18 protein-coding genes, 1 pseudogene and 1 riboswitch are annotated in these 20,186 nt (G+C 70.1%); of the genes and pseudogenes, 13 read left to right on the forward strand and 6 right to left on the reverse strand.

Annotation, left to right across the window (positions count from 1 at the left end; all coding sequences use genetic code 11):
- Window positions 1–23 precede the first annotated feature (23 nt).
- Window positions 24–137, forward strand: a riboswitch (TPP riboswitch).
- From thiO to ASG12_RS04850, 3 genes are all read left to right on the forward strand, one after another.
- A complete protein-coding gene (gene thiO, locus ASG12_RS04840) occupies window positions 134–1,213 on the forward strand; it encodes a glycine oxidase ThiO (protein ID WP_235456057.1) in 1,080 nt (359 codons plus the stop codon). It overlaps the preceding riboswitch by 4 nt.
- Window positions 1,210–1,425, forward strand: coding sequence for a sulfur carrier protein ThiS (thiS, locus tag ASG12_RS04845; RefSeq protein ID WP_156377919.1), 216 nt, complete (start codon window positions 1,210–1,212; stop codon window positions 1,423–1,425). The genes thiO and thiS overlap by 4 nt, the downstream gene beginning before the upstream one ends.
- Window positions 1,418–2,200, forward strand: a complete 783-nt coding sequence (locus tag ASG12_RS04850) for a thiazole synthase (protein WP_055785838.1) — start codon at window positions 1,418–1,420, stop codon at window positions 2,198–2,200. Before thiS ends, ASG12_RS04850 begins: the two co-directional genes overlap by 8 nt.
- A gap of 5 nt (window positions 2,201–2,205) precedes the next feature.
- Here the strand turns inward: ASG12_RS04850 and ASG12_RS04855 are convergent, their stop codons facing one another.
- Window positions 2,206–3,921: a sensor domain-containing protein gene (locus ASG12_RS04855; RefSeq protein ID WP_156377920.1), complete on the reverse strand. Its 1,716-nt coding sequence runs from the start codon at window positions 3,919–3,921 to the stop codon at window positions 2,206–2,208.
- Window positions 3,922–4,094: 173 nt separating this feature from the next.
- Between ASG12_RS04855 and ASG12_RS04860 the strand changes: the two genes are divergently transcribed.
- Both ASG12_RS04860 and ASG12_RS04865 read left to right on the forward strand, forming a co-directional pair.
- Window positions 4,095–5,054 (forward strand): ABC transporter ATP-binding protein, encoded by a 960-nt coding sequence (locus ASG12_RS04860; protein ID WP_055785846.1) that lies wholly within the window; start codon window positions 4,095–4,097, stop codon window positions 5,052–5,054.
- Window positions 5,054–5,824: an ABC transporter permease gene (locus tag ASG12_RS04865; protein ID WP_055787674.1), complete on the forward strand. Its 771-nt coding sequence runs from the start codon at window positions 5,054–5,056 to the stop codon at window positions 5,822–5,824. Before ASG12_RS04860 ends, ASG12_RS04865 begins: the two co-directional genes overlap by 1 nt.
- 30 nt (window positions 5,825–5,854) lie before the next feature.
- On the opposite strand, the gene thiD is transcribed toward ASG12_RS04865, so the two are convergent.
- Together thiD and thiC are read right to left on the reverse strand one after the other, a co-directional pair.
- Entirely contained in the window at window positions 5,855–6,700 is an 846-nt protein-coding gene (gene thiD, locus ASG12_RS04870) for a bifunctional hydroxymethylpyrimidine kinase/phosphomethylpyrimidine kinase (protein WP_045821647.1), read from the reverse strand.
- Between the two features lie 35 nt (window positions 6,701–6,735).
- Window positions 6,736–8,385: a phosphomethylpyrimidine synthase ThiC gene (gene thiC, locus ASG12_RS04875; RefSeq protein WP_082501642.1), complete on the reverse strand. Its 1,650-nt coding sequence runs from the start codon at window positions 8,383–8,385 to the stop codon at window positions 6,736–6,738.
- Window positions 8,386–8,663: 278 nt separating this feature from the next.
- On the opposite strand from thiC, the gene ASG12_RS04880 reads away from it, so the two are divergent.
- Window positions 8,664–9,008, forward strand: coding sequence for a GNAT family N-acetyltransferase (locus ASG12_RS04880; RefSeq protein WP_045821649.1), 345 nt, complete (start codon window positions 8,664–8,666; stop codon window positions 9,006–9,008).
- Window positions 9,009–9,076: 68 nt separating this feature from the next.
- Window positions 9,077–9,835 carry a siderophore-interacting protein gene (locus ASG12_RS04885; RefSeq protein ID WP_055785852.1) on the forward strand — a complete coding sequence of 253 codons (759 nt, stop codon included), beginning with the start codon at window positions 9,077–9,079 and terminating at the stop codon, window positions 9,833–9,835.
- On the opposite strand, the gene ASG12_RS04890 is transcribed toward ASG12_RS04885, so the two are convergent.
- Window positions 9,805–11,466 carry a (2,3-dihydroxybenzoyl)adenylate synthase gene (locus ASG12_RS04890; RefSeq protein ID WP_055785855.1) on the reverse strand — a complete coding sequence of 554 codons (1,662 nt, stop codon included), beginning with the start codon at window positions 11,464–11,466 and terminating at the stop codon, window positions 9,805–9,807. The genes ASG12_RS04885 and ASG12_RS04890 overlap by 31 nt on opposite strands.
- Window positions 11,467–11,559: 93 nt before the next feature.
- Between ASG12_RS04890 and ASG12_RS04895 the strand changes: the two genes are divergently transcribed.
- From ASG12_RS04895 to ASG12_RS04920, 6 genes and pseudogenes are all read left to right on the forward strand, one after another.
- Window positions 11,560–12,888 carry a salicylate synthase gene (locus ASG12_RS04895; protein WP_055785858.1) on the forward strand — a complete coding sequence of 443 codons (1,329 nt, stop codon included), beginning with the start codon at window positions 11,560–11,562 and terminating at the stop codon, window positions 12,886–12,888.
- Complete coding sequence (locus ASG12_RS04900) at window positions 12,885–13,883, forward strand: daunorubicin/doxorubicin resistance ABC transporter ATP-binding protein DrrA (protein ID WP_055785860.1); 999 nt, start codon at window positions 12,885–12,887, stop codon at window positions 13,881–13,883. Before ASG12_RS04895 ends, ASG12_RS04900 begins: the two co-directional genes overlap by 4 nt.
- On the forward strand, window positions 13,880–14,659 hold the full coding sequence (locus ASG12_RS04905) for an ABC transporter permease (RefSeq protein WP_055785863.1): 780 nt from the start codon (window positions 13,880–13,882) through the stop codon (window positions 14,657–14,659). The genes ASG12_RS04900 and ASG12_RS04905 overlap by 4 nt, the downstream gene beginning before the upstream one ends.
- Window positions 14,656–15,471 carry an ABC transporter permease gene (locus ASG12_RS04910; protein WP_055787676.1) on the forward strand — a complete coding sequence of 272 codons (816 nt, stop codon included), beginning with the start codon at window positions 14,656–14,658 and terminating at the stop codon, window positions 15,469–15,471. Before ASG12_RS04905 ends, ASG12_RS04910 begins: the two co-directional genes overlap by 4 nt.
- A 49-nt stretch (window positions 15,472–15,520) precedes the next feature.
- Window positions 15,521–15,802: pseudogene (locus ASG12_RS04915) on the forward strand (acyl carrier protein); the annotation flags it as partial.
- Window positions 15,799–17,106: a wax ester/triacylglycerol synthase domain-containing protein gene (locus ASG12_RS04920; RefSeq protein ID WP_082501643.1), complete on the forward strand. Its 1,308-nt coding sequence runs from the start codon at window positions 15,799–15,801 to the stop codon at window positions 17,104–17,106. The pseudogene ASG12_RS04915 and the gene ASG12_RS04920, both read left to right, overlap by 4 nt.
- A gap of 129 nt (window positions 17,107–17,235) precedes the next feature.
- On the opposite strand, the gene ASG12_RS04925 is transcribed toward ASG12_RS04920, so the two are convergent.
- Entirely contained in the window at window positions 17,236–18,582 is a 1,347-nt protein-coding gene (locus ASG12_RS04925) for a lysine N(6)-hydroxylase/L-ornithine N(5)-oxygenase family protein (protein WP_055785869.1), read from the reverse strand.
- Window positions 18,572–20,092, reverse strand: coding sequence for a pyridoxal phosphate-dependent decarboxylase family protein (locus ASG12_RS22050; RefSeq protein WP_055787683.1), 1,521 nt, complete (start codon window positions 20,090–20,092; stop codon window positions 18,572–18,574). The genes ASG12_RS04925 and ASG12_RS22050 overlap by 11 nt, the downstream gene beginning before the upstream one ends.
- Window positions 20,093–20,186: the final 94 nt, after the last annotated feature.

The raw sequence follows: 20,186 nt of genomic DNA on the forward strand, positions 1-20,186 counted from the left end.
CGGGTGCAGCAGCGTAGGGTCGAGAGCACACACACGGGGGCCCGAGGGATGAATCGGGCTGAGATCGCGGCTCACCGCCGCCGACCGTCGCACCTGATCCGGGTAATGCCGGCGAAGGAAGGGAGTGGAACGAGTGAGCGCACGTCTGGCCGTTGTCGGTGGGGGCGTCGTCGGGTCGATCATCGCCTGGCGTGCAGCCCGGAACGGTTGGCGCACAACGTTGCACGCCCCCGACATCACCGGCGCCGGTACCTCGGTCGCCGGCGGGATGCTCGGCTGCGCGGGGGAGGGGCGGCCCGGTGAGGACGCGCTCCTCGAGTTCGCTCTCGCCGCGCGCGACCGATGGCCCGCGCTGCTGGCCGACCTCGATGCGTCCGGCGTCGACACCGCCGACATCATGGTCGCCGCCGACACCCTCCTGATCGCCGCCGACAGCTCCGACGTCGGGCACCTGCGCGCCGTCGTCGATCACCTCGCCGCGTTCGATGTGCGGCCCGAGTCGGTGGACCGTGACCGGATGCGTTCGGCGGCAGCGATGTTGGGATCGAGTGCACGCCGCGGGTACCTGGTGACCGGTGAGGGTGCCGTGGACAATCGTGCCCTGCTGGCCGCGGTGCGGTCCGGCGCACGATCGGCAGGCGTGACCCTCGAGACCGAGAAGGTCTGCCGCATCGGTGATCTCGATGCAGATCAGGTGGTCGTGGCCACCGGCTCCTGGGCACCTGACCTCATCGAGGGCGTATCCGTCACCGCGGAGAAGGGCGAGATACTGCGGTTGTCGCGACCGCCGACCGCACCGCCGCCACCGGATGCCGTGGTCCGCGCACGATGGCGTGGCCGGTCGGTGTACGTCGTCCCGCGACGCGACGGCGTCGTGGTCGGGGCCACCCAGTACGAGACCGGCGACCGCGACGACACCGCGCCTCGCGTGGGCGGGGTGAGTGACCTGTTGATCGACGCCACCGAACTGATGCCGGGGCTCGCCGAGTACCGCGTCGCCGAGATCGGCTCGGGGCTGCGCCCCACCACCGCCGACGGATTGCCGCTGGTGGGCAGACGTGACCGACGCACCGTCGTCGCGGTCGGGCACGGACGCAACGGCATCCTCACCGCACCGTTGACCGCCGAGATCGTCGTCGACCTGCTCGACGTCTCGTCACCGCCGTCGGCGTCACCGTGGGTGGCGCGACTTGACCCCCGGAGGAGTGCATGAGCGAGAACGCGCAGGTGTCGATCCGGGTGAACGGCACCGATCGTGAACTCCCCGCAGGCGTCACCGCCGCCGGACTGCTGGCTGCACTCGGGCTGCCCGACCGTGGCGTCGCCGTCGCCGTCGACGACGCGGTCCACCCCCGTTCGGCGTGGGACCGGCCGCTGCCCGACGGTGCCCGCGTCGAGATCCTCACGGCGGTGCAGGGTGGCTGACGTGCGCGACGGCCTCGTCGCGGGAGCGCTCGACATCGGCGGGCACCGGTACTCCTCGCGACTCATCATGGGCACCGGAGGGGCCGCGAATCTCGATGTGCTGGAACGTTCTCTGGTCGCCTCGGGTACCGAACTGACCACCGTGGCGATGCGGCGTGCCGACGCCGGCGGCGGCCCGGGCGTGATCGATCTGTTGCGTCGGCTGGGCATCGCGGTGCTGCCCAACACCGCCGGATGCCGTACGGCCGCCGAGGCGGTGCTCACCGCGCAGCTCGCGCGCGAGGCTCTCGAGACCGACCTGGTGAAGCTCGAGATCCACGGCGACGACCGCACCCTGCTGCCCGACCCCGTGGAATTGCTCGACGCCGCCGACACCCTCGTCGACGACGGGTTCACCGTGCTCGCCTACACCAGCGACGACCCGATCGTCGCGGCGCGACTCCGCGATGTCGGTGTGGCGGCGGTGATGCCGCTGGGGTCGCCGATCGGCACCGGACTGGGGATCGCCAACCCGCACAACATCGAGATGATCGTGGCGTCGGCCGCCACACCGGTCATCCTCGATGCGGGGGTCGGCACGGCCAGCGACGCGGCCCTCGCCATGGAACTGGGCTGCGACGGGGTGCTGCTGGCGTCGGCGGTCAACCGCGCCGACGACCCACCGACGATGGCGCAGGCCATGGCCGCGGCCGTACACGGCGGCTTCCTGGCGCGCCGCGCGGGGCGCATCCCACGCCGCTTCTGGGCGCAGGCCTCGTCGCCCGCGCGGGACTGACCGTCTCAGGCGGTGCGGTCGGGACGACGCTTGGCGAGATACATGGCCCGGTCCGCGTCGCGGAGCACGGCGTCGGGGCTGTCGCCGGTCGACGTCGCCACCCCGATGCTCGTGGTGAACGACACCTCCGGACAACAGTTGTCCGGGGACTCGAAGGTCCCGTTGGTGGCACGGTCGATGCGCGCGACGATCGTGGCGACATCGGTCGCCGCGCTGCGCAGGAGGACGGCGAACTCGTCACCCCCATAGCGGGTCACCACGTCGTCGTCGCCGACCGCCGCGGTGAGGCTCGACGCCATGTGGCGGAGGAGATCGTCACCGACAGGGTGCCCGCAGGTGTCGTTCACCTGTTTGAACCGATCGATGTCGAGGAAGACCACCGTCACCGGCGGGCCGCCTGCCCGGGCATCGCGTAGTGCGGCGTCGAGGAGATCGGTGAAACGGGCGCGGTTGGCCAGGCCGGTGAGGGGATCGGAGCTCGCGCGCCGCTCGAGTTCGGCCTCGGCCATCTTGCGGGCGGTCACGTCGTGGAGCTGCTCGAGGACCGTCGACGACGATCCGTCGAAGGCGCGCAGCATGACCGACGTCGACTGCACCCAGACCGTCGAGCCGTCGGGGAGTCCGAACCGGGCCTCGTAGCCGGTGCGACCGTCGTCGCCGGCGACGAGTGCGGCGAGCGCGCCGTCCACGGCCGCCCGGTCGTCGCCGTCTACGCGGTCGAGCAGCGTGGTCCCGACCAGATCGTCGTCGGTGACCCCGAGCATCTCCTGCAGGGCCGCATTGGTCCGTCGGATGCGGCCGTCGAGATCGCGCAGTGCCATCCCGATCGGCGAGCTCTCCATCACCGTCCGGAACACCTCGACCGCCGCGTCGCGAGCCTGCTCGGCCTCGACCCGCGCGGTGACCTCGCGAAACGACGACTGCAGTTGATGCGGTCGTCCTCGGCGGTCGCGGATCAACTGCCCGATGACCTCGGTCCAGAAGTACGCACCGTCGCTGCGTCGTACCCGCAACGTGAGTGTCACGGGCTCGCCGCCGTCGAGGACGGCCACGAGCGCCGCGTTCGCGGTTGCCACGTGGTCGGGGTGGATGACGTCGAAGACGTTGCTGCCGATGAGGTCCGGCGGCGCGACGCCGAACACACGGCCGGCGGCCGGCGACGCCCACAGCCACGTCCCGTCGAGGCCGTGGATGCCGACCACCTCCTGGGACCGCTCGGTGATCATCCGGAAGGTGCGTTCGGACTGCGCGAGGCGCAGCTCGGCCGCGCGGGGTCCGTCGATGACGGCGAAGCAGGACAGGACGGCCCCGGGAGGGCGCGGTTCGTCGTGCGGGAGCATGTGGGTGTCGACGCGGAGCCAGGTGTGTTCGCCGGCCGCGTCGCTGCCGCGCTGCACACCGAGCAGCACGCCGGACTGGGGTCGGCCGGTGCGCAGGGTGGTGTTCGCGGGCAGTTCGTCGCCCGCGACCGGCTCGCCGTCGACGGTGATCGCCGACCAGCGCTGGTCGACGATCGTGCGTCCCAGCAGTTGCTCGACGGTCAGCCCGAGGATGGATGCGGCGCTCGGGGTGCCGGCGACGAACCTCCCGTCGGCGCCGCTGATGATGACGCCGAACTCGGTGACCGGAACCCGACCCAGCACGCGCACGGCCATCGACTCGAGTTCGGAGTTCGTCCACGAGGCCTGCCCGGGGGTGGCCGGAGAACCGGGTGATGTCACTGCGCTGTCTCCGCCTTTCCCGCAACCGAACACCGCCCCGAACCGCACGTCGACGATACCCGTCCGCAGCCGCCCCGCCCTGCCGTTTCTCCGACCTTCGACGCCCGCGCGGCCGCGGTTTGTCAATCCATCGACCGATCCGCCGCGATGGTCCGGCTGGCATAGTCACCTGCGTGATCAACGTTCAAGGACTGACCAAGACCTACGGGGCCACCCGTGCGGTCGACGACCTCACGTTCGAGGTGAAACCCGGCATGGTCACCGGCTTCCTGGGGCCCAACGGCGCGGGCAAGTCGACCACCATGCGGATGATGCTCGGACTCGACAACCCGACCTCGGGCACCGCCACCATCAACGGCCGCCCGTACCGCGAACTCACCGATCCACTCCGCCAGGTCGGTGCCCTGCTCGACGCGAAGTGGGTACACCCGAACCGTTCGGCACGCTCGCACCTGCGGTGGATGGCCGCCGCCAGCGGTGTGCCCGTCAGCCGCGTCGACCAGGTGCTCGAGGACGTCGGGCTCACCGCCGTCGCGGGCAAGAAGGCCGGCGGGTTCTCCCTCGGCATGTCCCAGCGCCTCGGACTCGCCGGTGCCCTGCTCGGCGACCCCGGCGTCCTGCTGTTCGACGAGCCGGTCAACGGTCTCGATCCCGAGGGCATCGTGTGGATCCGCAAGTTCATGCGGGCACTGGCCACCCAGGGCCGGACGGTGCTCGTGTCGAGCCACCTCCTGACCGAGATGTCGCTCACCGCAGATCATCTCGTGGTGATCGGTCAGGGACGTCTGATGGCCGACTGCTCGGTGAAGGAGTTCACCAGCCAGGCCCAGCGCATCGTCACCGTCCGCAGTCCGCAGCTGCCGCAGCTGCACACCGCGCTCGTCGCCCAGGGCCTCGCGCCTGCGCCGGCCGCCGACGGCTCGTCGGCGATGACCGTTCCCGACGTCACGACCGACCAGATCGGCGAGATCGCCGCGGCCAACTCGATCGTGCTGCACGAGCTCTCGGGCAGCACGGCCTCCCTCGAGGAGGTGTTCATGGCCCTGACCGCGAGTTCCGTGCAGTACAGCGGAGCGAAGAACACCGCACAGGGATCGGGCGCGCCGACGAACTTCCCCGGAGGACAGCAGTGATCACCAACGCCATCAACGCCGAGCGCATCAAGCTCCTGAGCACCAAGTCGCCGTACTGGTGCGTCGGGATCGTGGTGGTCCTCGGCATCCTCATCGCAGTGCTGGTCGGGTTCGCCGACTCGTCGCTGAGTGCGTCCGAACCCCTGCTCGGGGCACCGGGTTATCTCATCGGTGTCACCCAGTTCGGCGTGCTGGTCCTCATGATCATGGCCGTCCTCGCGGTGACCAGCGAGTACCGGTTCGGGACCATCCGCACCACGTTCCAGGCCATCCCCGCCCGCTCGAGCGTCATGTACGCCAAGGCCGTGGTCTACGGCGGCGTGTCCTTCGTGGTGACCCTCGTCCTCGCGTTCGTGGCCGTCCCGCTCGGCAAGGCGCTGGCCGGCGACCGGTCGAGCCAGGTCGACCTGCTGGGTAGTGACGCCGTCCGCCAGTACTGGGGTGTCCCGGTGTACATGGTGCTGTGCGTGCTGATCGGCCTCGGTGTCGGCGCGATCGTTCGGCAGAGCGCGGGCGCGATCGTCATCGTCCTCATCTGGCCGCTCGCACTGGAGCTCATCCTCTCGAGCATCCCGAAGGTGAAGGTCGTCGCGCCCTACCTGCCGTTCAACAACGCCGGTCGGTTCCTGGCGGGCGGGTCCGACGTCAACAACGGCGGCGGCAGCATCGACTACCCGTGGAACGACTACGGCTCGCTGATCTACTTCGCCGTATGGGCGATCGGGCTCTTCGCGGTCGGGATCGTCCTGACGAACCGACGCGACGCCTGAGCTCTCACGCTCCCTGCCCGACCCTCTCGACTACGGACCGGCGACCCGCCACAGCGGGTTGACCGGTCCGTGGCCTTTCCCGAGGGGGTACGACCAACGGATCGACTCGCTCACCCACGCCTTGGCGAAGGTGGCGGCGTCGGGCACCGACATCCCGTGTGCGAGAGCCGAACACATCGCCGAGGCGAGGGTGTCGCCGGCGCCGTGATCGTGCGGGGTGTCGATCCGGACGTGCTCGAACTCGAGGAACTCGGTCCCGTCGTAGAGGATGTCGGCGCTGCGCGGACTGCTGCGCAGATGGCCGCCCTTCACCATCGCCCACTGCGCGCCCATCTCATGCAGGACGACCGCGGCCTGCCGCTGGGTGTCGCCGTCGACGACGTCGATGCCGGTGATCAGCCGGACCTCGTCGAGGTTCGGGGTGACCACGGTCGCAATCGGGATGAGCCGGTCACGCAGGGTGTCCATCGCCTCGGGCGCCAGCAACTGGTGACCGTGCATCGACGCGCACACCGGGTCGACGACCAGGGGGATGGCGCGGTCGCGGCCCAGTCCGACCTCGGCCGCGACGTCGACGATGGCGTCGATGATCGCGCCGTTGGCGAGCATCCCGGTCTTCATCGCCTGCACGCCGATGTCGGTGACCACCGCACGGATCTGCCCGGCCACCACCTCCGGCGGGATGGTGTGCACCGCGCTCACCCCGAGCGAGTTCTGCACGGTGACCGCGGTGACCGCGACGCACCCGTGCACCCCGGACAGGGCGAAGGTCCGCAGGTCGGCGGCCACCCCGGCGCCGCCACCGGAATCGGTGCCCGCGATCGTCATCGCTCGGACCGGGGTGGCGCCCAGGGGCGCCGACGGCAACAGGTTCATCGGTCCATCATCCCCGGGCCGTGGCGGGATCGCTGTCACGTGGCGGTGGCCGGGGTGATGTCGAGGTAGACCTGCTTGCCCGCCGCGACGAACTCCCGCGACTTCTCGTCCATCTTCGCCGCGAGCATCGCGTCGATGTCGGCCTGGGTCTCGAGGTTGTTGTCCTCGGCGTACTGCCGCACATCCGCCGAGATCCGCATGGAACAGAACTTCGGCCCGCACATCGAGCAGAAGTGCGCGGTCTTGGCGGGCTCGGCCGGCAGGGTCTCGTCGTGATATTCGACGGCGGTGTCGGGATCGAGCGACAGGTTGAACTGGTCGTTCCAGCGGAACTCGAAGCGCGCCTTCGACAACGCGTCGTCACGCTCCTGCGCGCGCGGGTGCTCCTTCGCCAGGTCGGCGGCGTGGGCGGCGATCTTGTAGGTGATCACACCCACCTTCACGTCGTCCCGATCAGGCAGTCCCAGATGCTCTTTCGGGGTGACGTAGCAGAGCATCGCGGTGCCGGCCTGAGCGATCATCGCTGCGCCGATGGCGGAGGTGATGTGGTCGTAGGCGGGTGCGATGTCGGTGGCGAGCGGGCCCAGTGTGTAGAACGGGGCCTCCTCGCAGAGCTCCTCCTCGAGACGCACGTTCTCGACGATCTTGTGCATCGGCACGTGGCCCGGGCCCTCGATCATCACCTGCACGCCATGTGATTTCGCGATCTTCGTCAGCTCACCGAGGGTGCGCAACTCGGCGAACTGCGCCTCGTCGTTGGCGTCGGCGATCGACCCGGGGCGCAGACCGTCACCGAGGGAGAAGGTGATGTCGTAGCGGGCGAAGATCTCGCAGAGCTCGTCGAAGTGGGTGTACAGGAACGACTCCTCGTGATGGGCGAGGCACCACGCGGCCATGATCGATCCACCCCGCGAGACGATGCCGGTGACGCGCTTGGCGGTCAGCGGCACGTAGCGCAGCAGCACGCCGGCGTGGACGGTCATGTAGTCGACACCCTGTTCGGCCTGCTCGATCACGGTGTCGCGGTACATCTCCCACGTGAGCTTCGTGGCGTCGCCCTTGCACTTCTCGAGCGCCTGGTAGATCGGGACGGTGCCGACGGGCACCGGCGAGTTGCGCATGATCCATTCGCGGGTGAGGTGGATGTCGTCGCCGGTGGACAGATCCATGATGGTGTCGGCGCCCCAGCGGGTGGCCCACACCATCTTCTCGACCTCCTCGGCGACCGACGACGTGACCGCCGAGTTGCCGATGTTGGCGTTGACCTTCACCGCGAAGGCCTTGCCGATGATCATCGGCTCGGACTCGGGGTGGCGGTGGTTGGCGGGGATCACCGCCCGCCCGCGGGCGACCTCCGAGCGCACCAGTTCGACGTCGACACCCTCGCGGGCGGCGATGAATCGCATCTCCGGGGTCACGAGACCCGCACGCGCCCAGGCCAACTGGGTCGCGGCGCCGTCGATGGCCTCGGGTCGCTGCCAGGTGTCGCGGGTCGTGGGCAGTCCACGGTCGAGGTCGATGGACGCGTCGGTGTCGGTGTACGGACCCGACGTGTCGTAGAGGTCGAGGTGGTCGCCGGTGGACAGGTGCACGCGACGGAACGGCACGGCCATGCCGTCGACGTCGCGCAGGTGCTTGGAGCTACCCCGGATGGGACCGGTGGTGATGGCGGCAGAATCGTGCATCGAGTTCATCTCCCTACGCCGGCATTACCCGGACAGGTTCGGTCGGTCGGCGGCCGCCTGCCGCCATCTCAGCCCTCGGTTCGCGAGAGCCCCCGTGCGTTTTCGGTTGTGGTGTTCGGTGTTCTGGCCCAACCGTACGCGATCGTTGCGGTGCTGTGATGGGCTCCAACGCCCTCGACTCGATGTGGTTACGAGTGCCTGAACCTTGGAGAAACTACGCCACCGTAGGTACGTCCCGATGTACTGTGATGGCTGTCACATTCGAGAGGAGGTCGCTGATGCAGGTCCGTCGTAAGAAGAAGCCACCGCAGTCGGCGCAATCGATCCTGCACCAGATCTCCGAGGTGGTGCACAACGCCGACCGCGACCGGTTCGAGCTGTACGTCGCAGGCGACCTCGTCGGCGTTCTCGGCTATCAGGTCGATCAGGTCGACGGTCAACGCGTGATGACGGTGCTCCACACCGTCCTCTACGACGAGTTCACCGGCCACGGTCTGGCCTCGCGTCTCACCACCGGCGCGTTGCAGTATGTCGTCGACACGGGCGCAAAAGTGCGTCCCATCTGCACGTTCACCCGCCACTACCTGGCCACGCACCCCGGCGTCGCACCCATCGCCGCCTGACCGCGGGCGCCGCGGCCGCCTAGTTAGGTTACCCTCGCCTCACTGACAATGAGGAAGAGGGAGCAACCATGGGTGAGTCCACGACGGCGTCGCCGTCCAAGGGGTGGCAGGGCGCGGTCCTCAAGCTGTTCGGCGCCACCGATTTCACGATCACCGTCACCGGGTCGGAGGTCGTCACCGACGCCTACGTCCGGGTGTTCTTCACCGGCGGCGGACTGCTCGAGAAGACGCCCGTCCACCCCACCATGTGGGTGCGGTTGTGGTTCGAGGCCGACGGCAGCCTGCATCAGCGCGGCTACACCCTCGTCGATCCCGACCCCGCATCCGACAGTTTCGCCATCGAGTTCGCGGTCCACGAGGGCACCGCCGCGCGATGGGCCCAGCACGTGACGGCCGGCGAGACCATCAACGCGACCGTGATGGGCTCGAAGTTCGCCTACCCCGATCCGGCGCCCGCGGGCTGGTTCCTCGCCGGCGACGCCGCATCGCTCGCCGCGATCAACTCCCTGCTCGACGCGATCTCCGCCTCGGCCGCACCCGAGGTGCCGGTGACGCTGTGGTTCGAGTACCAGCACCCGAGCGACCGCGATCTGCCGCTGCGCGCCCGACCCGGCGACACCGTGCACTGGATCCCGCGCGGCAACGGCTCGGCGGTGGTCGACGCCGTCCGTGCGGCCGCGACGCCGTCACCCGATCACCACGGGTGGGTGGCACTGGAGGCCGCGGCCACCCGCGCCGTCACCTCGATCCTCAAGAAGGACTTCTCGCTCGGCCGGAAGTCGGTGACCTCGATGGCCTACTGGACCGAGGGCAAGTCCGCGGGCTGATCCCCGTCGAGCGCGCGCCGGAGTGCGGCCTTGTCGATCTTGCCGACCGCGGTCACCGGCAGCGACGACCGCGTGCACACCGTGTCGGGCAGCTTGAACGTCGCCAACCCGCGCTCGGCGAGGAACCCGCGGACCTCGCCGAGCGACGGTGCCGCCGAGGCGGCGACCGCGCTCGAGATCACCAACACGGCGCAGATACGTTCCCCCAGAGCGTCATCGGGCAGGCCGACCACCGCAGCCTGCGCGACGGCGGGGTGGGCGAGGAGGTGTTCCTCGATGTCGTCGGCGGCCACGTTCTCCCCCGCGCGCACGATGGTGTCCTTGATACGGCCGGTGACGGCGAGATGTCCAGAGGGCAGGCGTCGGACGCGGTCGCCCGAGCGATAGAAATTATCCGCGGTGAACGACCGCGCGTTGTGTTCCTCGGCGCGGTAGTACCCGCGGATCGTGTACGGCCCGCGGGTGAGCAGTTCCCCCTCGACACCGTCGGCGACGTCGTGCCCATCGGGGTCGACGATGCGCACCTCGTCGAGCTCCGACATCGGCGCACCCTGCGACTCGTGGACCAGCGCACGGGGATCGGTGAGGCGGGTGTAACAGATCAGCCCCTCCGCCATCCCGAACACCTGCTGGACCACGTCACCGAGAGCGGCGTCGATCGCGACGGCGTCGGGGTGGGCCAGCTTCGCCCCGCCCACCTGCAGAAGCCGCAGCGACGACAGATCGGCGGGCTCCCACTCGGTGGCCGCGCACCACACCTGGGCGAGCGCGGGGACCAGGGCGGTCACGGTCACGCCGTGGCGTTCGATGATGTCGAAGGCGTTGTCGGGACTGGGGTTGTCGGTGAACACGGTGTGCGCGCCGACGGTGAGGGCGCCGAACAGGCCCGGGCAACACAGCGGGAAGTTGTGGGCGCCCGGCAGTGCCACGAGGTAGACGTCGCGAGCGGTGAGTTCGGCGATCTCGGCGGATCGTCGCGCGTTGTAGCGGTAGTCGGCGTGGGTGCGCGCGATGAGTTTCGGCAGTCCGGTGGTCCCGCCCGACACCAGGAACAACGCGGGCAGCTGGGGATCGACCGCCCCCGGGTCGACGTCGCTCGACAGGCTCGCCGGGTCCGCGTCGGGCGGAGCGGGGTGGGAACCGCCGCCCTCGACGAACACCGCGGCGACCGCGGGGACGCGGTCGGACAACGCCGACGCGATCGCAGGTGCGTCGCCGACGTAGGCGACCGCGCCCGCGGTCTCGGCGAGGTGGGCGAGCTCGGTGACGCGGTGGGCGGGCAGCGACATCACCGGGACGAGACCCGCGCGCAGCAGACCGAGGACGTTGACGGCGAACGCGGCAGAGTTGTTCTGGTGCAGGATGACCGGCGCGCCGGGCGTGAGACCGGCATCGAGGAACCCGGCGGCCCGACGCCGCGCCGCTGCGGCCAGTTCGGCGTAGGTGAGGCTGCGGGCGGGGTCGCTGACCGCCGGGGCATGCGGGGTACGCGTGGCGGCGTCCTCGAGCAGGCCCCACAACGGTGCGTCGTCCACGACGCCGGCGGCGCGATACCGCTGCAGAGCGTCGGGGTCGTGGGGGACGAAGCCGGTCGCGAGATCGGCCGTTCGGGTGGGTGTGGGCTGGGCCATGACGACATTCAATCACGACTACGTTAGGGTAGCCTTTCCATACCCGGTGCGCCCGTCGATCCGGGCTCACACGACTCCCAGGGAAGCAGACTCATGTCGTTGACCTTCGACGCCGCACCGCTCGACACTCCCACTCTCGACCATTCCGGTGAGGCCGCACGGGTGATCGCCGCGTGGGCCGCGGCAGGGGAGTTCGGCGACCACGTCGCGTACGAACGCGATCGACGGTGGACGTTCGCGGCCGGCGTGCGATCACGGATCGTGCTCACCCGCAACGAGATCCGCGTACAGGACGGCGAGCACGAGTCGACCGAGACGTGGACCGGCGAGCCGGCAGACGCACTGCGGAAGGCGGTGTCGTCGCTGCGCACGGGCGGCGACTGGCGCGTCTACGGCTGGGTGGGCTTCGACTTCTGTGCGGCCCGGCACGGCCTGCTCGACCGTGTCGCCGCCGACGCCGTCCTGGCGCATCTGATCGTCCCGGAGTTCGAGGCCCACGTCGGCGCCGACGGCATCGACACCGGCACCGCCGATCCCGCCCGCGCCGACCGCCTGCGTGAACTCGCCCGCGTCGCAGTCGATCCCGCGGGAAGCCGCGAGGTCGACGTCGACACCGACACCGACGACTACCGCGGACGGGTCGCGACATCGATCGACGAGATCGCGGCCGGTCGGTACCACAAGGTCATCATGTCGCGGGAGGTGTCGATACCGTTCGCCGTCGACATCCCGGCCACCTACGCACGTGGCCGTGCCGCGAACACCCCGGCGCGGTCCTTCCTGCTGTCGCTCGGCGGGTTGTCCGCGGCCGGGTTCAGCCCGGAACTCGTCGTCGCCGTCGACGCCGAGGGTGTCGTGGTCACCGAACCCCTGGCGGGAACCCGTGCCCTCGGCGAATCGGCCGAGGCCGATCTGGCTGCGCGCGACGACCTGCTGTCGGACGGCAAGGAGATCGCCGAACACGCCATGTCGGTGCGGGCGTGCGTCGACGAGATCGCCTCGGTGTCGCGGTCCGGTTCGACCACGGTCGACGAGTTCATGGAGGTGCGCCGCCGCGGCAGTGTGCAACACCTCGCCTCGACCGTGAGCGGTCGGCTCGACGCCGGCGTCACCGCGTGGGACGCCCTCGCCGTGCTGTTCCCGTCGATCACCGCGTCCGGTATCCCGAAAGCCCCTGCCCTCGAGGCGATATACCGCCTCGAACCCAGCTCGCGTGGGCTGTACTCCGGTGCGGTGATGACCGCGTCGTCGACCGGGGAGCTCGAGGCCACACTCGCCCTGCGCACCATCTTCGCCGACTCGGAGCGTGCCTGGCTGCGTGCGGGGGCCGGCATCGTGGCCGCCTCGACACCGGACCGCGAGTTCACCGAGACCTGCGAGAAACTCCGCAGCGTCGCCCCGTACGTGGTGCCCGCCCGGTGACGGCCGATCCCGGAGCTCTCGACGTTCCCGCGGTCGCCGTCGCCGACCTGGTGAAGAGCTATGGCGGGGTGCGCGCGCTCGACGGCATCTCGTTCACCGCGACCCGCGGCGAGGTGCTCGGTCTGCTGGGCCCCAACGGCAGCGGCAAGACGACGACGGTGTCGGTGCTGTCGACACTGCAGCGGCCGACGGCCGGTACCGCGCGGATCTGCGGTCACGACGTCGTCGACGACGCGGCGCGTGTACGCGAGTTGATCTCGCTCACCGGCCAATACGCGTCGATCGATCCCGGACTCACCACCACGGAGAACCTGACGGTGTTCGGTCGGCTCACCGGCCTCCGTGGCCGGCGCCTCGCGAGCCGCATCGACGAGCTCGTCGACCAGTTCGATCTGGGCGCCGTCCGTGGACGCCGGGTGGGGCAGCTCTCGGGCGGCATGCGCCGCCGCGTCGACATCGCCGGCGCCCTGGTCACACGACCGGAGGTGGTGTTCCTCGACGAGCCGACGACGGGTCTCGACCCGCGCAGCCGTGCCGCGGTGTGGGACACCGTCGCCGGGCTCCGCGACGACGGCATCACGGTGGTGCTCACCACGCAGTACCTCGAGGAGGCCGATCGCCTCGCCGACCGCATCGTGATGCTCGACCGCGGCAGGGTGGTGGCGACGGGGACCCCCGGTCAGCTGAAGTCCAGCGTGGGGGGTGCGGTATGTGAGATCACCGTCGCCGACGGCGAGAATGCGGCTCGCGCAACCGCTCTGCTCGCCGGGTTCGAGCTCATCGAGGTCGACGAGACCGCCTCGGCCCCCTCGTCCGAACCGGGGCAGACGAGGCTCGTCGTGCGTGCCCCCGAGGGCGTGAGCACCGTCGGCGAGGTCATCGCCCGGCTCGACGGCCGCACCGACGACGGGCACGGTGTCGAGGTGATCGACATCGGACTCCGGCGTCCATCGCTCGACGAGGTGTTCCTCCAACTCACCGACACCCCGGCATGACCGCTGTCCTCGACCGCTCGTCGGTCGGACTGGTGTCGGCGTCGACGACGTTGGCGGGCCGGAAGATCCGCGCGGCCGTCCGATCCGGCGACGCGACGTTCGCACTGCTGAGCCCCGCTGTCTTCTTCGTCTGTTTCTACACGCCGCTGCACCGTCGATTCGAGGCCGGCGGCGGCGACTACGCCCAGTTCCTCACCCCGCTGATCCTGGTGCAGGCCGGACTGTTCGCCGCCATCGCCGCCACCGAGTCGGCCGGAGCCGACGCACGCGCCGGGACGCGGATGCGCATGATGTCGATGCCCATCTCCCGGCTCGCCCCTGTCGTGGCCCGCATGACGTGGGTCTCGGTGCGCATGGTCATCTCGATCGCCGCGGGCGTCGCGATCGGTGCCGGTCTCGGGTTCCGATTCGACGGATCATCGACCGACACAGCGATCTTCGTGTTCCTGCTCGTGGTGTTCGCGGTCTCGGTCAGCCTGCTCACCGACGCGGTGGGCACCGTCGTCACCGGATCGGCCGCGATCGCCGGCGTGCTGATGATCCCTCAACTCGTCCTGGTGATGGCGTCGACCGGACTGGTGCCCGCCGAGGGCTTCCCGGGGTGGGCGCAACCTTTCGTGCGCAACCAACCGGTATCGGTGCTCACCGAGGCGCTGCGCGATCTCGCGGCGGGACGTGACGTCGACGTCGTCGCGGTCACCGCGTGGTCGACGGGTCTGTTCGCGGTCGGGGTGTTGGCCGTCACCGTAGCCGGCCGACGACAGTGGCGCCGATGACCACCGGACACGCTGCGGCGCAGAACACGCCGACCCGCGCGTCGGTCGGCGTCGGACGTCAAGCGGTCGTGCACGCGTCGGCGCTGCTGCGCACGTGGTCGCGCGACCCCGGCGTCGTGGTGCAGGCGGTGGTGTTCCCCGCCTTCCTGCTGCTGATGTTCCACCTCGTGCTCGGCAAGACCATCACCTCCATGGGCAGCGGTGACAGCATCGTCGGCACCACCGGACTCGTCGCCCTCGTCGGCGCGCTCTACGGGACCGTCGCCGCCGCGCTCACCGTGATCGCCGATCGCGACTCCGGTGTCCTCGCACGACTGTGGACCCTGCCCGTGCACCGCTCGGGCTTTCTCCTCGGCCGCCTGCTCGCCGAGGCGGTGCGCACCGCGATCGGGACGGTGGTCCTGTTCGCGGTCGCGACCACGATGGGGTTCGGATTCGATCAGGGGATCGCCGCCGCAGTCGGTGCGCTCGCCGTCCCGGTGGTGTTCGGTGTGGGCGTGGCCATCCCGGTGATCGCCCTGGCGACCGTCGCCGCGGGACGCGAGGTGGTGCAGCTGCTCGGTGGCGCGTTCCTGTTCCTGCTGTTCTTCACCACCGGGTTCGCCCCGCTCACCGAATACCCCGGGTGGGTCCGCCCTGTGGTCGCCCACCAACCGATGAGTCCGGCGATCGACGCCATCGCGGGTCTCACCGAGGGCGGCCCTGTCGCCGTGCCCCTGACGACCACCCTCGCGTGGGCGCTCGGATTCGCGATCGTGTTCGGTCCCTTGGCGATGCGCGGCTACCGACGCGCCGCCGCAGGGCCGCGATGACCCCTTCTCTGTCCGTCCTGCACCCCCCGACCAACGAACCGTCCCCACCACCCGAGGAGCATCACCCATGACCGAACCCGCCGCCGACCGCGTGCACAGCGAACTCCGCGACATCCTCGCGAACGACCTCGACCTGTCCCCGGAACATGTCACCGGCTCTGCCCGTCTCGTCGACGACCTCGGGCTCGACTCGGTCGCCGTCGCGATCGGGGTCGTGGCCATCGAGGAACGGCTCGGTGTCGCGCTCACCGAACGCGAGATCTTCGAGAGCGCCTCGGTGGCCGACCTCGAGCAGGTCATCCGATCGCGTCTCGCCGTGGCCGGCCGATGACCGAGACCCGTGACACGACCGAGGCCGTCGACACCGCTGACGTCGCCGAGGCCCTCGCCGGCCCCACCGAGTACGGACCGCCCGACTTCACCTACCTCCACATGGACACCGCATCGCGGCCGATGCACTGGTCGATGGTTCTCGAGATCGCCGGTGGTGACACGCTGTTGGGCATCGACGAGATCCGCGATCGTGTGCGGTCGCGTGTCGGGCGCTACGACGTCTTCGGTGTCGGGGTGCGTGGTGGGCGGTGGCGTCGCCCCGAGATCGTCGTGACCCCCGCCGACGCGATCGACATCGCCCGCCACGTCGAGGCCGTCGAGGTCGCCGACGTGACGGCTCGTGACCGGGCGATCGCCGAGCTGTGTGCGACCCACCTCCGACGTCCGGATCCGTTCTGGCACATCACGCTGATGACGATCGGCGACTCGGGCGAACAACTGCTGGTGCTGCGCGTGCACCACAGCCTGTCCGACGGTCTGGCGGGCGCCGCGTTCGCGGCGCTGCTCGCCGACGGGACCCCTGACCAACTCGCCGAGTTCGACCGTTTCGCGACCAGCCCCCGATTCCGTGTCGGCGACATCGATCCCGAGGTGCTCGCCGACGCCCGCGCCGCGCACGACGAGCAGTGGAAGGCAGGGCGGTCCGGTCGCGGCTGGCCCGCTCTCACGACGTCGGGTCGCCGCGAGACCGCGACGGTGTCGGTGGCGACCCGGGACCTCCGTCGTGCCGCGAAACGCCATGGGGCGACGGTGCACGAGTTCGTCCTGGGTGCGGTCGGCGCCACGCTCAGCGCGCATCCGCCGACGGAGAACGGCGCGGATTCGATCCGGGTGACCCTGCCCGCCACACTCGACCCCACGTTCCGACACACCGGCAACGCGGTGTCGGTGACCCTGCTCAACCTCGCGGGAAGCGACACCGATCTCGGTCGTCAGATCGAGCGGAGCCGAGACCAGTTGTCACTGATCGAATCCCGCCGCGCGGCGCTCGCGCTCGCCGCGACCGGTCATCCGTCACCACCCTGGCCGGTGATGCGGGCGATCGTCGGCGCCTCGATGTCGCGCATGGCGCCCGACATCCACATCGGCGTGAATCCCGGCTTCTCCCGGGTGCGGTCGGTGCTGGGTCGTCGGATCGTCGCCCTCACGCCGCTGTCGCCGCTGGGCGGGTACTCGTTCTCGGTGACGTCGCTGATCCTCGGCGACCGCACCACCTTCGGCATCGTCACCGATCCGCAGGCGCTCCCCGGCTACGCAGCCCGCTTCGCCGCCGCCTTCGACGAGGTCCTCACCACCCCCTGACCCGCCAGTTGGGCACGTGACGCCCGCAGTTGGGCACGTGAAGACGCCAGTTGGGCACGTAACGCAGCCAGTTGGGCACCGACGCGTCGCGCTGCCCACCTGCGGGTTTTACGTGCCCAACTGCGGGTTTTACGTGCCCAACTGGGGGGCTTCGACGACCTCGTCGTCGTCGGGGCCGAAGGTGGTGAACGCGGTGTGGCCGGGGAGGCGGTAGACCTCGCGGCCGGTGATCGCGTTGAGGATGCGGGCGTTGCGGACCGCCCCGATGTCGAGGTTCGGCGACGACACCCCGTGACTGTGCTCCTCGGCGTTCGCGACGAACAGGCGACGCTCGAGGCCCTCGCGCATCACCACGGAGTGGTCGTTGTCGATGACCGGGCGGCCTCGCGAATCCCGCACCATCAGTTCGTCGAGGGGATCGAGGAACGCCGTGCTGCGCGGTCGGTAGCCGGTGGCCGCGACGACGAGATCGGCGGTGTGGGCGATGGTCGCGCCGGTGTCGTCGTGGCGGGCGTGGATGCGGAGACGCTCGTCGGGTTGCGCCTCGAGACCGGTGACCGACACCCCCACGCGCAACTGCACCGGCGGTAGTTTGCCGGCGAGCTGGCGGCGGTAGAGCAGATCGTGGAGACGTTCGAGGGTGTCGGCCGAGATGCCCTTGTGGAACTGCCAATGTCCCGCGCGCACGGTGTCGCGTGTCTGTTCGGGCAACGAGTGGAAGTAGTCCATGTACGCCGGCGTCGTCATCTCCAGCGACAGCTTCGTGAAGTCGAGCGGGGCGAACCACCCGGTGCGGGTCCACCACCGCACGGCGGGTCCGCCGCCGAGGTTCGCCTCGAGCAGGTCGACCACGATCTCGGCGCCCGACTGGCCCGACCCGATGACGGTCACCGCCTCGGCGGCGTGGGCGCGGGCTCGGTGATTCAGGTACTCGCCGCTGTGGATCAGCGACGGGGACGCCGGTTCGCCCGTCGAGAGGGAGGCGGGCAGATGCGGTTCGGTACCGACGCCGCACACCACGTGTGCGGCGTGGATGGTCGACCGTTGTCCCCCGGAGGTCACGATCACACGGAACGAATCGGTCTCGGCGTCGAAGTGCACCTCGGAGACCGAGGTGTCCCATCGTAGCGATCCCAGTCGCTCGGCGACCCACAGCAGATACGCCTCGTACTCGATGCGTGTCGGGAAGAAGTTCTCGCGCACCAGGAACGGGTAGAGGCGGTCGACGTCGGCGAGGTAGGCCAGGAACGACATCGGGTGCGTCGGCTCGACCAGGGAGACCAGATCGGAGAGGAAACTGACCTGCAACGTCGCATCGTCGAACATCAGCCCGGGATGCCAGCGGAACTCCGGGCGTGCGTCGACGACGAGGAGGTCGAGGTCGTCGACGGTGGACGCCAGCGCGGCGAGACCGAGGTTGAACGGACCGCACCCGATCGCGAGAACATCGACGCTGCGGGGGAACTCAGTGCTCATGGGATGCCTCCAGCGCATCTGCATCGGTGGACAGGGCACGGGCGCTCTCGGATTCGACCTCCAGCGCCACGCGGATGATGTCGTCGAAGAGCGCGTCGATGTCGGCCTCGTGGGCCTCGGGATTGAGCAGGGTCAGCTTGAGGCAGACCTGCGGCCGGTCGGCGCCGGCGGTCACCACGCGGGTGCGGCCGATGAGCGCCGCCCCGGACCGGATGAGTCGACGGCGGAGCTCGGCGTTCACGGCGTCGAGATCGGCGCAGCGGTAACGGAACACGACCGTCGTGAGGGTCACCGGGGCGATCAGCTCGAGGTGGGGTTCGGTCGCGATCCGTTGCTCGGCGTGCCGTGCGAGCTCGTGGCAACGGTCGAGCATCGACCCCAGACCGAGCCTGCCGTAGGCCAGGAACGTGGCGGCCACCTTGAGAACATCGGGCCGCCGGGTGGTCTGCAGGGTCTGTCCCAGCAGGCCGCCGTAGCCGGCCTCGATGTCGTCGGTGGGGTTGAGGTACGACACCGACCGGTCGACCGCGGCGAAACGCCCGGAGTCGGCGAGCAGCAACACGCTCGCCGCGGCGGGCTGCCACCCGATCTTGTGGAGATCCAACGTGATCGAGTCGGCGCGATCGATGCCCTCGACCAGCCCGGCGAGACGATCGGAGAACAGCGACCCGAAACCGTAGGCGGCGTCGACGTGCAACCACACGCCGTGTCGACGGGCGATGGCGGCGATCTCCGGCAGCGGGTCGACGGTGCCGAAATCGGTGGTGCCCGCGGTGGCGACCACGGCGACCGGGGTCCGGTCCCCGGCGGCGGCGAGAGCGGCCTCCAGCGCCTCGGGCAGCATGCGGTGGTCGTCGTCGACGTCGATGCCGACCACCGCGGACTCACCGAGCCCCAGTGCGGCGCAGGCGCGATGGATGGAGAAGTGCGCGATCCGCGAGCAGAACACGACCGGTCGGTGTAGCGCGCCGGTGCCGTCGGTGCGGGTGTCGAGTCCGAGTGCCGCGGCGGCGTGGTCGCGAGCGATGAGCAGCGCCAGCAGGTTCGAGTACGAACCCCCCGGACCGAACACGCCGCCCGCACCCGACCCGAGTCCGGCGAGGTCGGCCAGTGCCGCGATCATCCACTGCTCGATCGCCAGGGTCGCCGGACCCGAATCGTAGGTGTCGAGCGAGGCGTTGGTGGCACCGGCGAGGGCGTCGGCGACCACCGCGACGGTCAGTGGTGGTGGCTGCAGGTGCGCCGCGGTGCGGGTGTGGGTGAGGTCGAGTCCGTGTCGCGCGACGAGGTCACCGAGTCGGGCCAGCGCCTGCGATTCGCCGATGCCGGCCGACGGGATCACCCGTGGGCCCAGGGCGGAGTCGACCTCGTCGAGGACGTCGCCCGGGAGTCCGTGGGGCAGCGGTGCGCCGTGATGGGAGGTGTCGGAGACCGATTCGGCCATGCGGATGAGGTCGGCGCCGACCTGCGCCCACCCTCGACCGGGGGAGGTGAAGCGGGATCGGCGCATCGGCAATCCGGGAAAGGCGCACGCGGCCCGCACCGCGTCGACGAGGTCGGCGAGTGTGGAGTCGAGGTTGTCGGGCAGTTCGCCGATGAGGCCC

This window comes from Williamsia sp. Leaf354, from assembly GCF_001424365.1.
Lineage (GTDB): Bacteria > Actinomycetota > Actinomycetes > Mycobacteriales > Mycobacteriaceae > Williamsia_A.

Coding starts and splice junctions, on each gene's coding strand:
- thiD (WP_045821647.1), bottom strand. CDS start 6,700: ATGAACCTGTTGCCGTCGGCGCCCCTGGGCGCCACCCCGGTCCGAGCG.
- thiS (WP_156377919.1), top strand. CDS start 1,210: ATGAGCGAGAACGCGCAGGTGTCGATCCGGGTGAACGGCACCGATCGT.
- ASG12_RS04905 (WP_055785863.1), top strand. CDS start 13,880: ATGACCGCTGTCCTCGACCGCTCGTCGGTCGGACTGGTGTCGGCGTCG.
- ASG12_RS04885 (WP_055785852.1), top strand. CDS start 9,077: ATGGGTGAGTCCACGACGGCGTCGCCGTCCAAGGGGTGGCAGGGCGCG.
- ASG12_RS04910 (WP_055787676.1), top strand. CDS start 14,656: ATGACCACCGGACACGCTGCGGCGCAGAACACGCCGACCCGCGCGTCG.
- ASG12_RS04890 (WP_055785855.1), bottom strand. CDS start 11,466: ATGGCCCAGCCCACACCCACCCGAACGGCCGATCTCGCGACCGGCTTC.
- ASG12_RS04880 (WP_045821649.1), top strand. CDS start 8,664: ATGCAGGTCCGTCGTAAGAAGAAGCCACCGCAGTCGGCGCAATCGATC.
- ASG12_RS22050 (WP_055787683.1), bottom strand. CDS start 20,092: ATGCGCCGATCCCGCTTCACCTCCCCCGGTCGAGGGTGGGCGCAGGTC.
- ASG12_RS04920 (WP_082501643.1), top strand. CDS start 15,799: ATGACCGAGACCCGTGACACGACCGAGGCCGTCGACACCGCTGACGTC.
- thiC (WP_082501642.1), bottom strand. CDS start 8,385: ATGCACGATTCTGCCGCCATCACCACCGGTCCCATCCGGGGTAGCTCC.
- ASG12_RS04895 (WP_055785858.1), top strand. CDS start 11,560: ATGTCGTTGACCTTCGACGCCGCACCGCTCGACACTCCCACTCTCGAC.
- ASG12_RS04925 (WP_055785869.1), bottom strand. CDS start 18,582: ATGAGCACTGAGTTCCCCCGCAGCGTCGATGTTCTCGCGATCGGGTGC.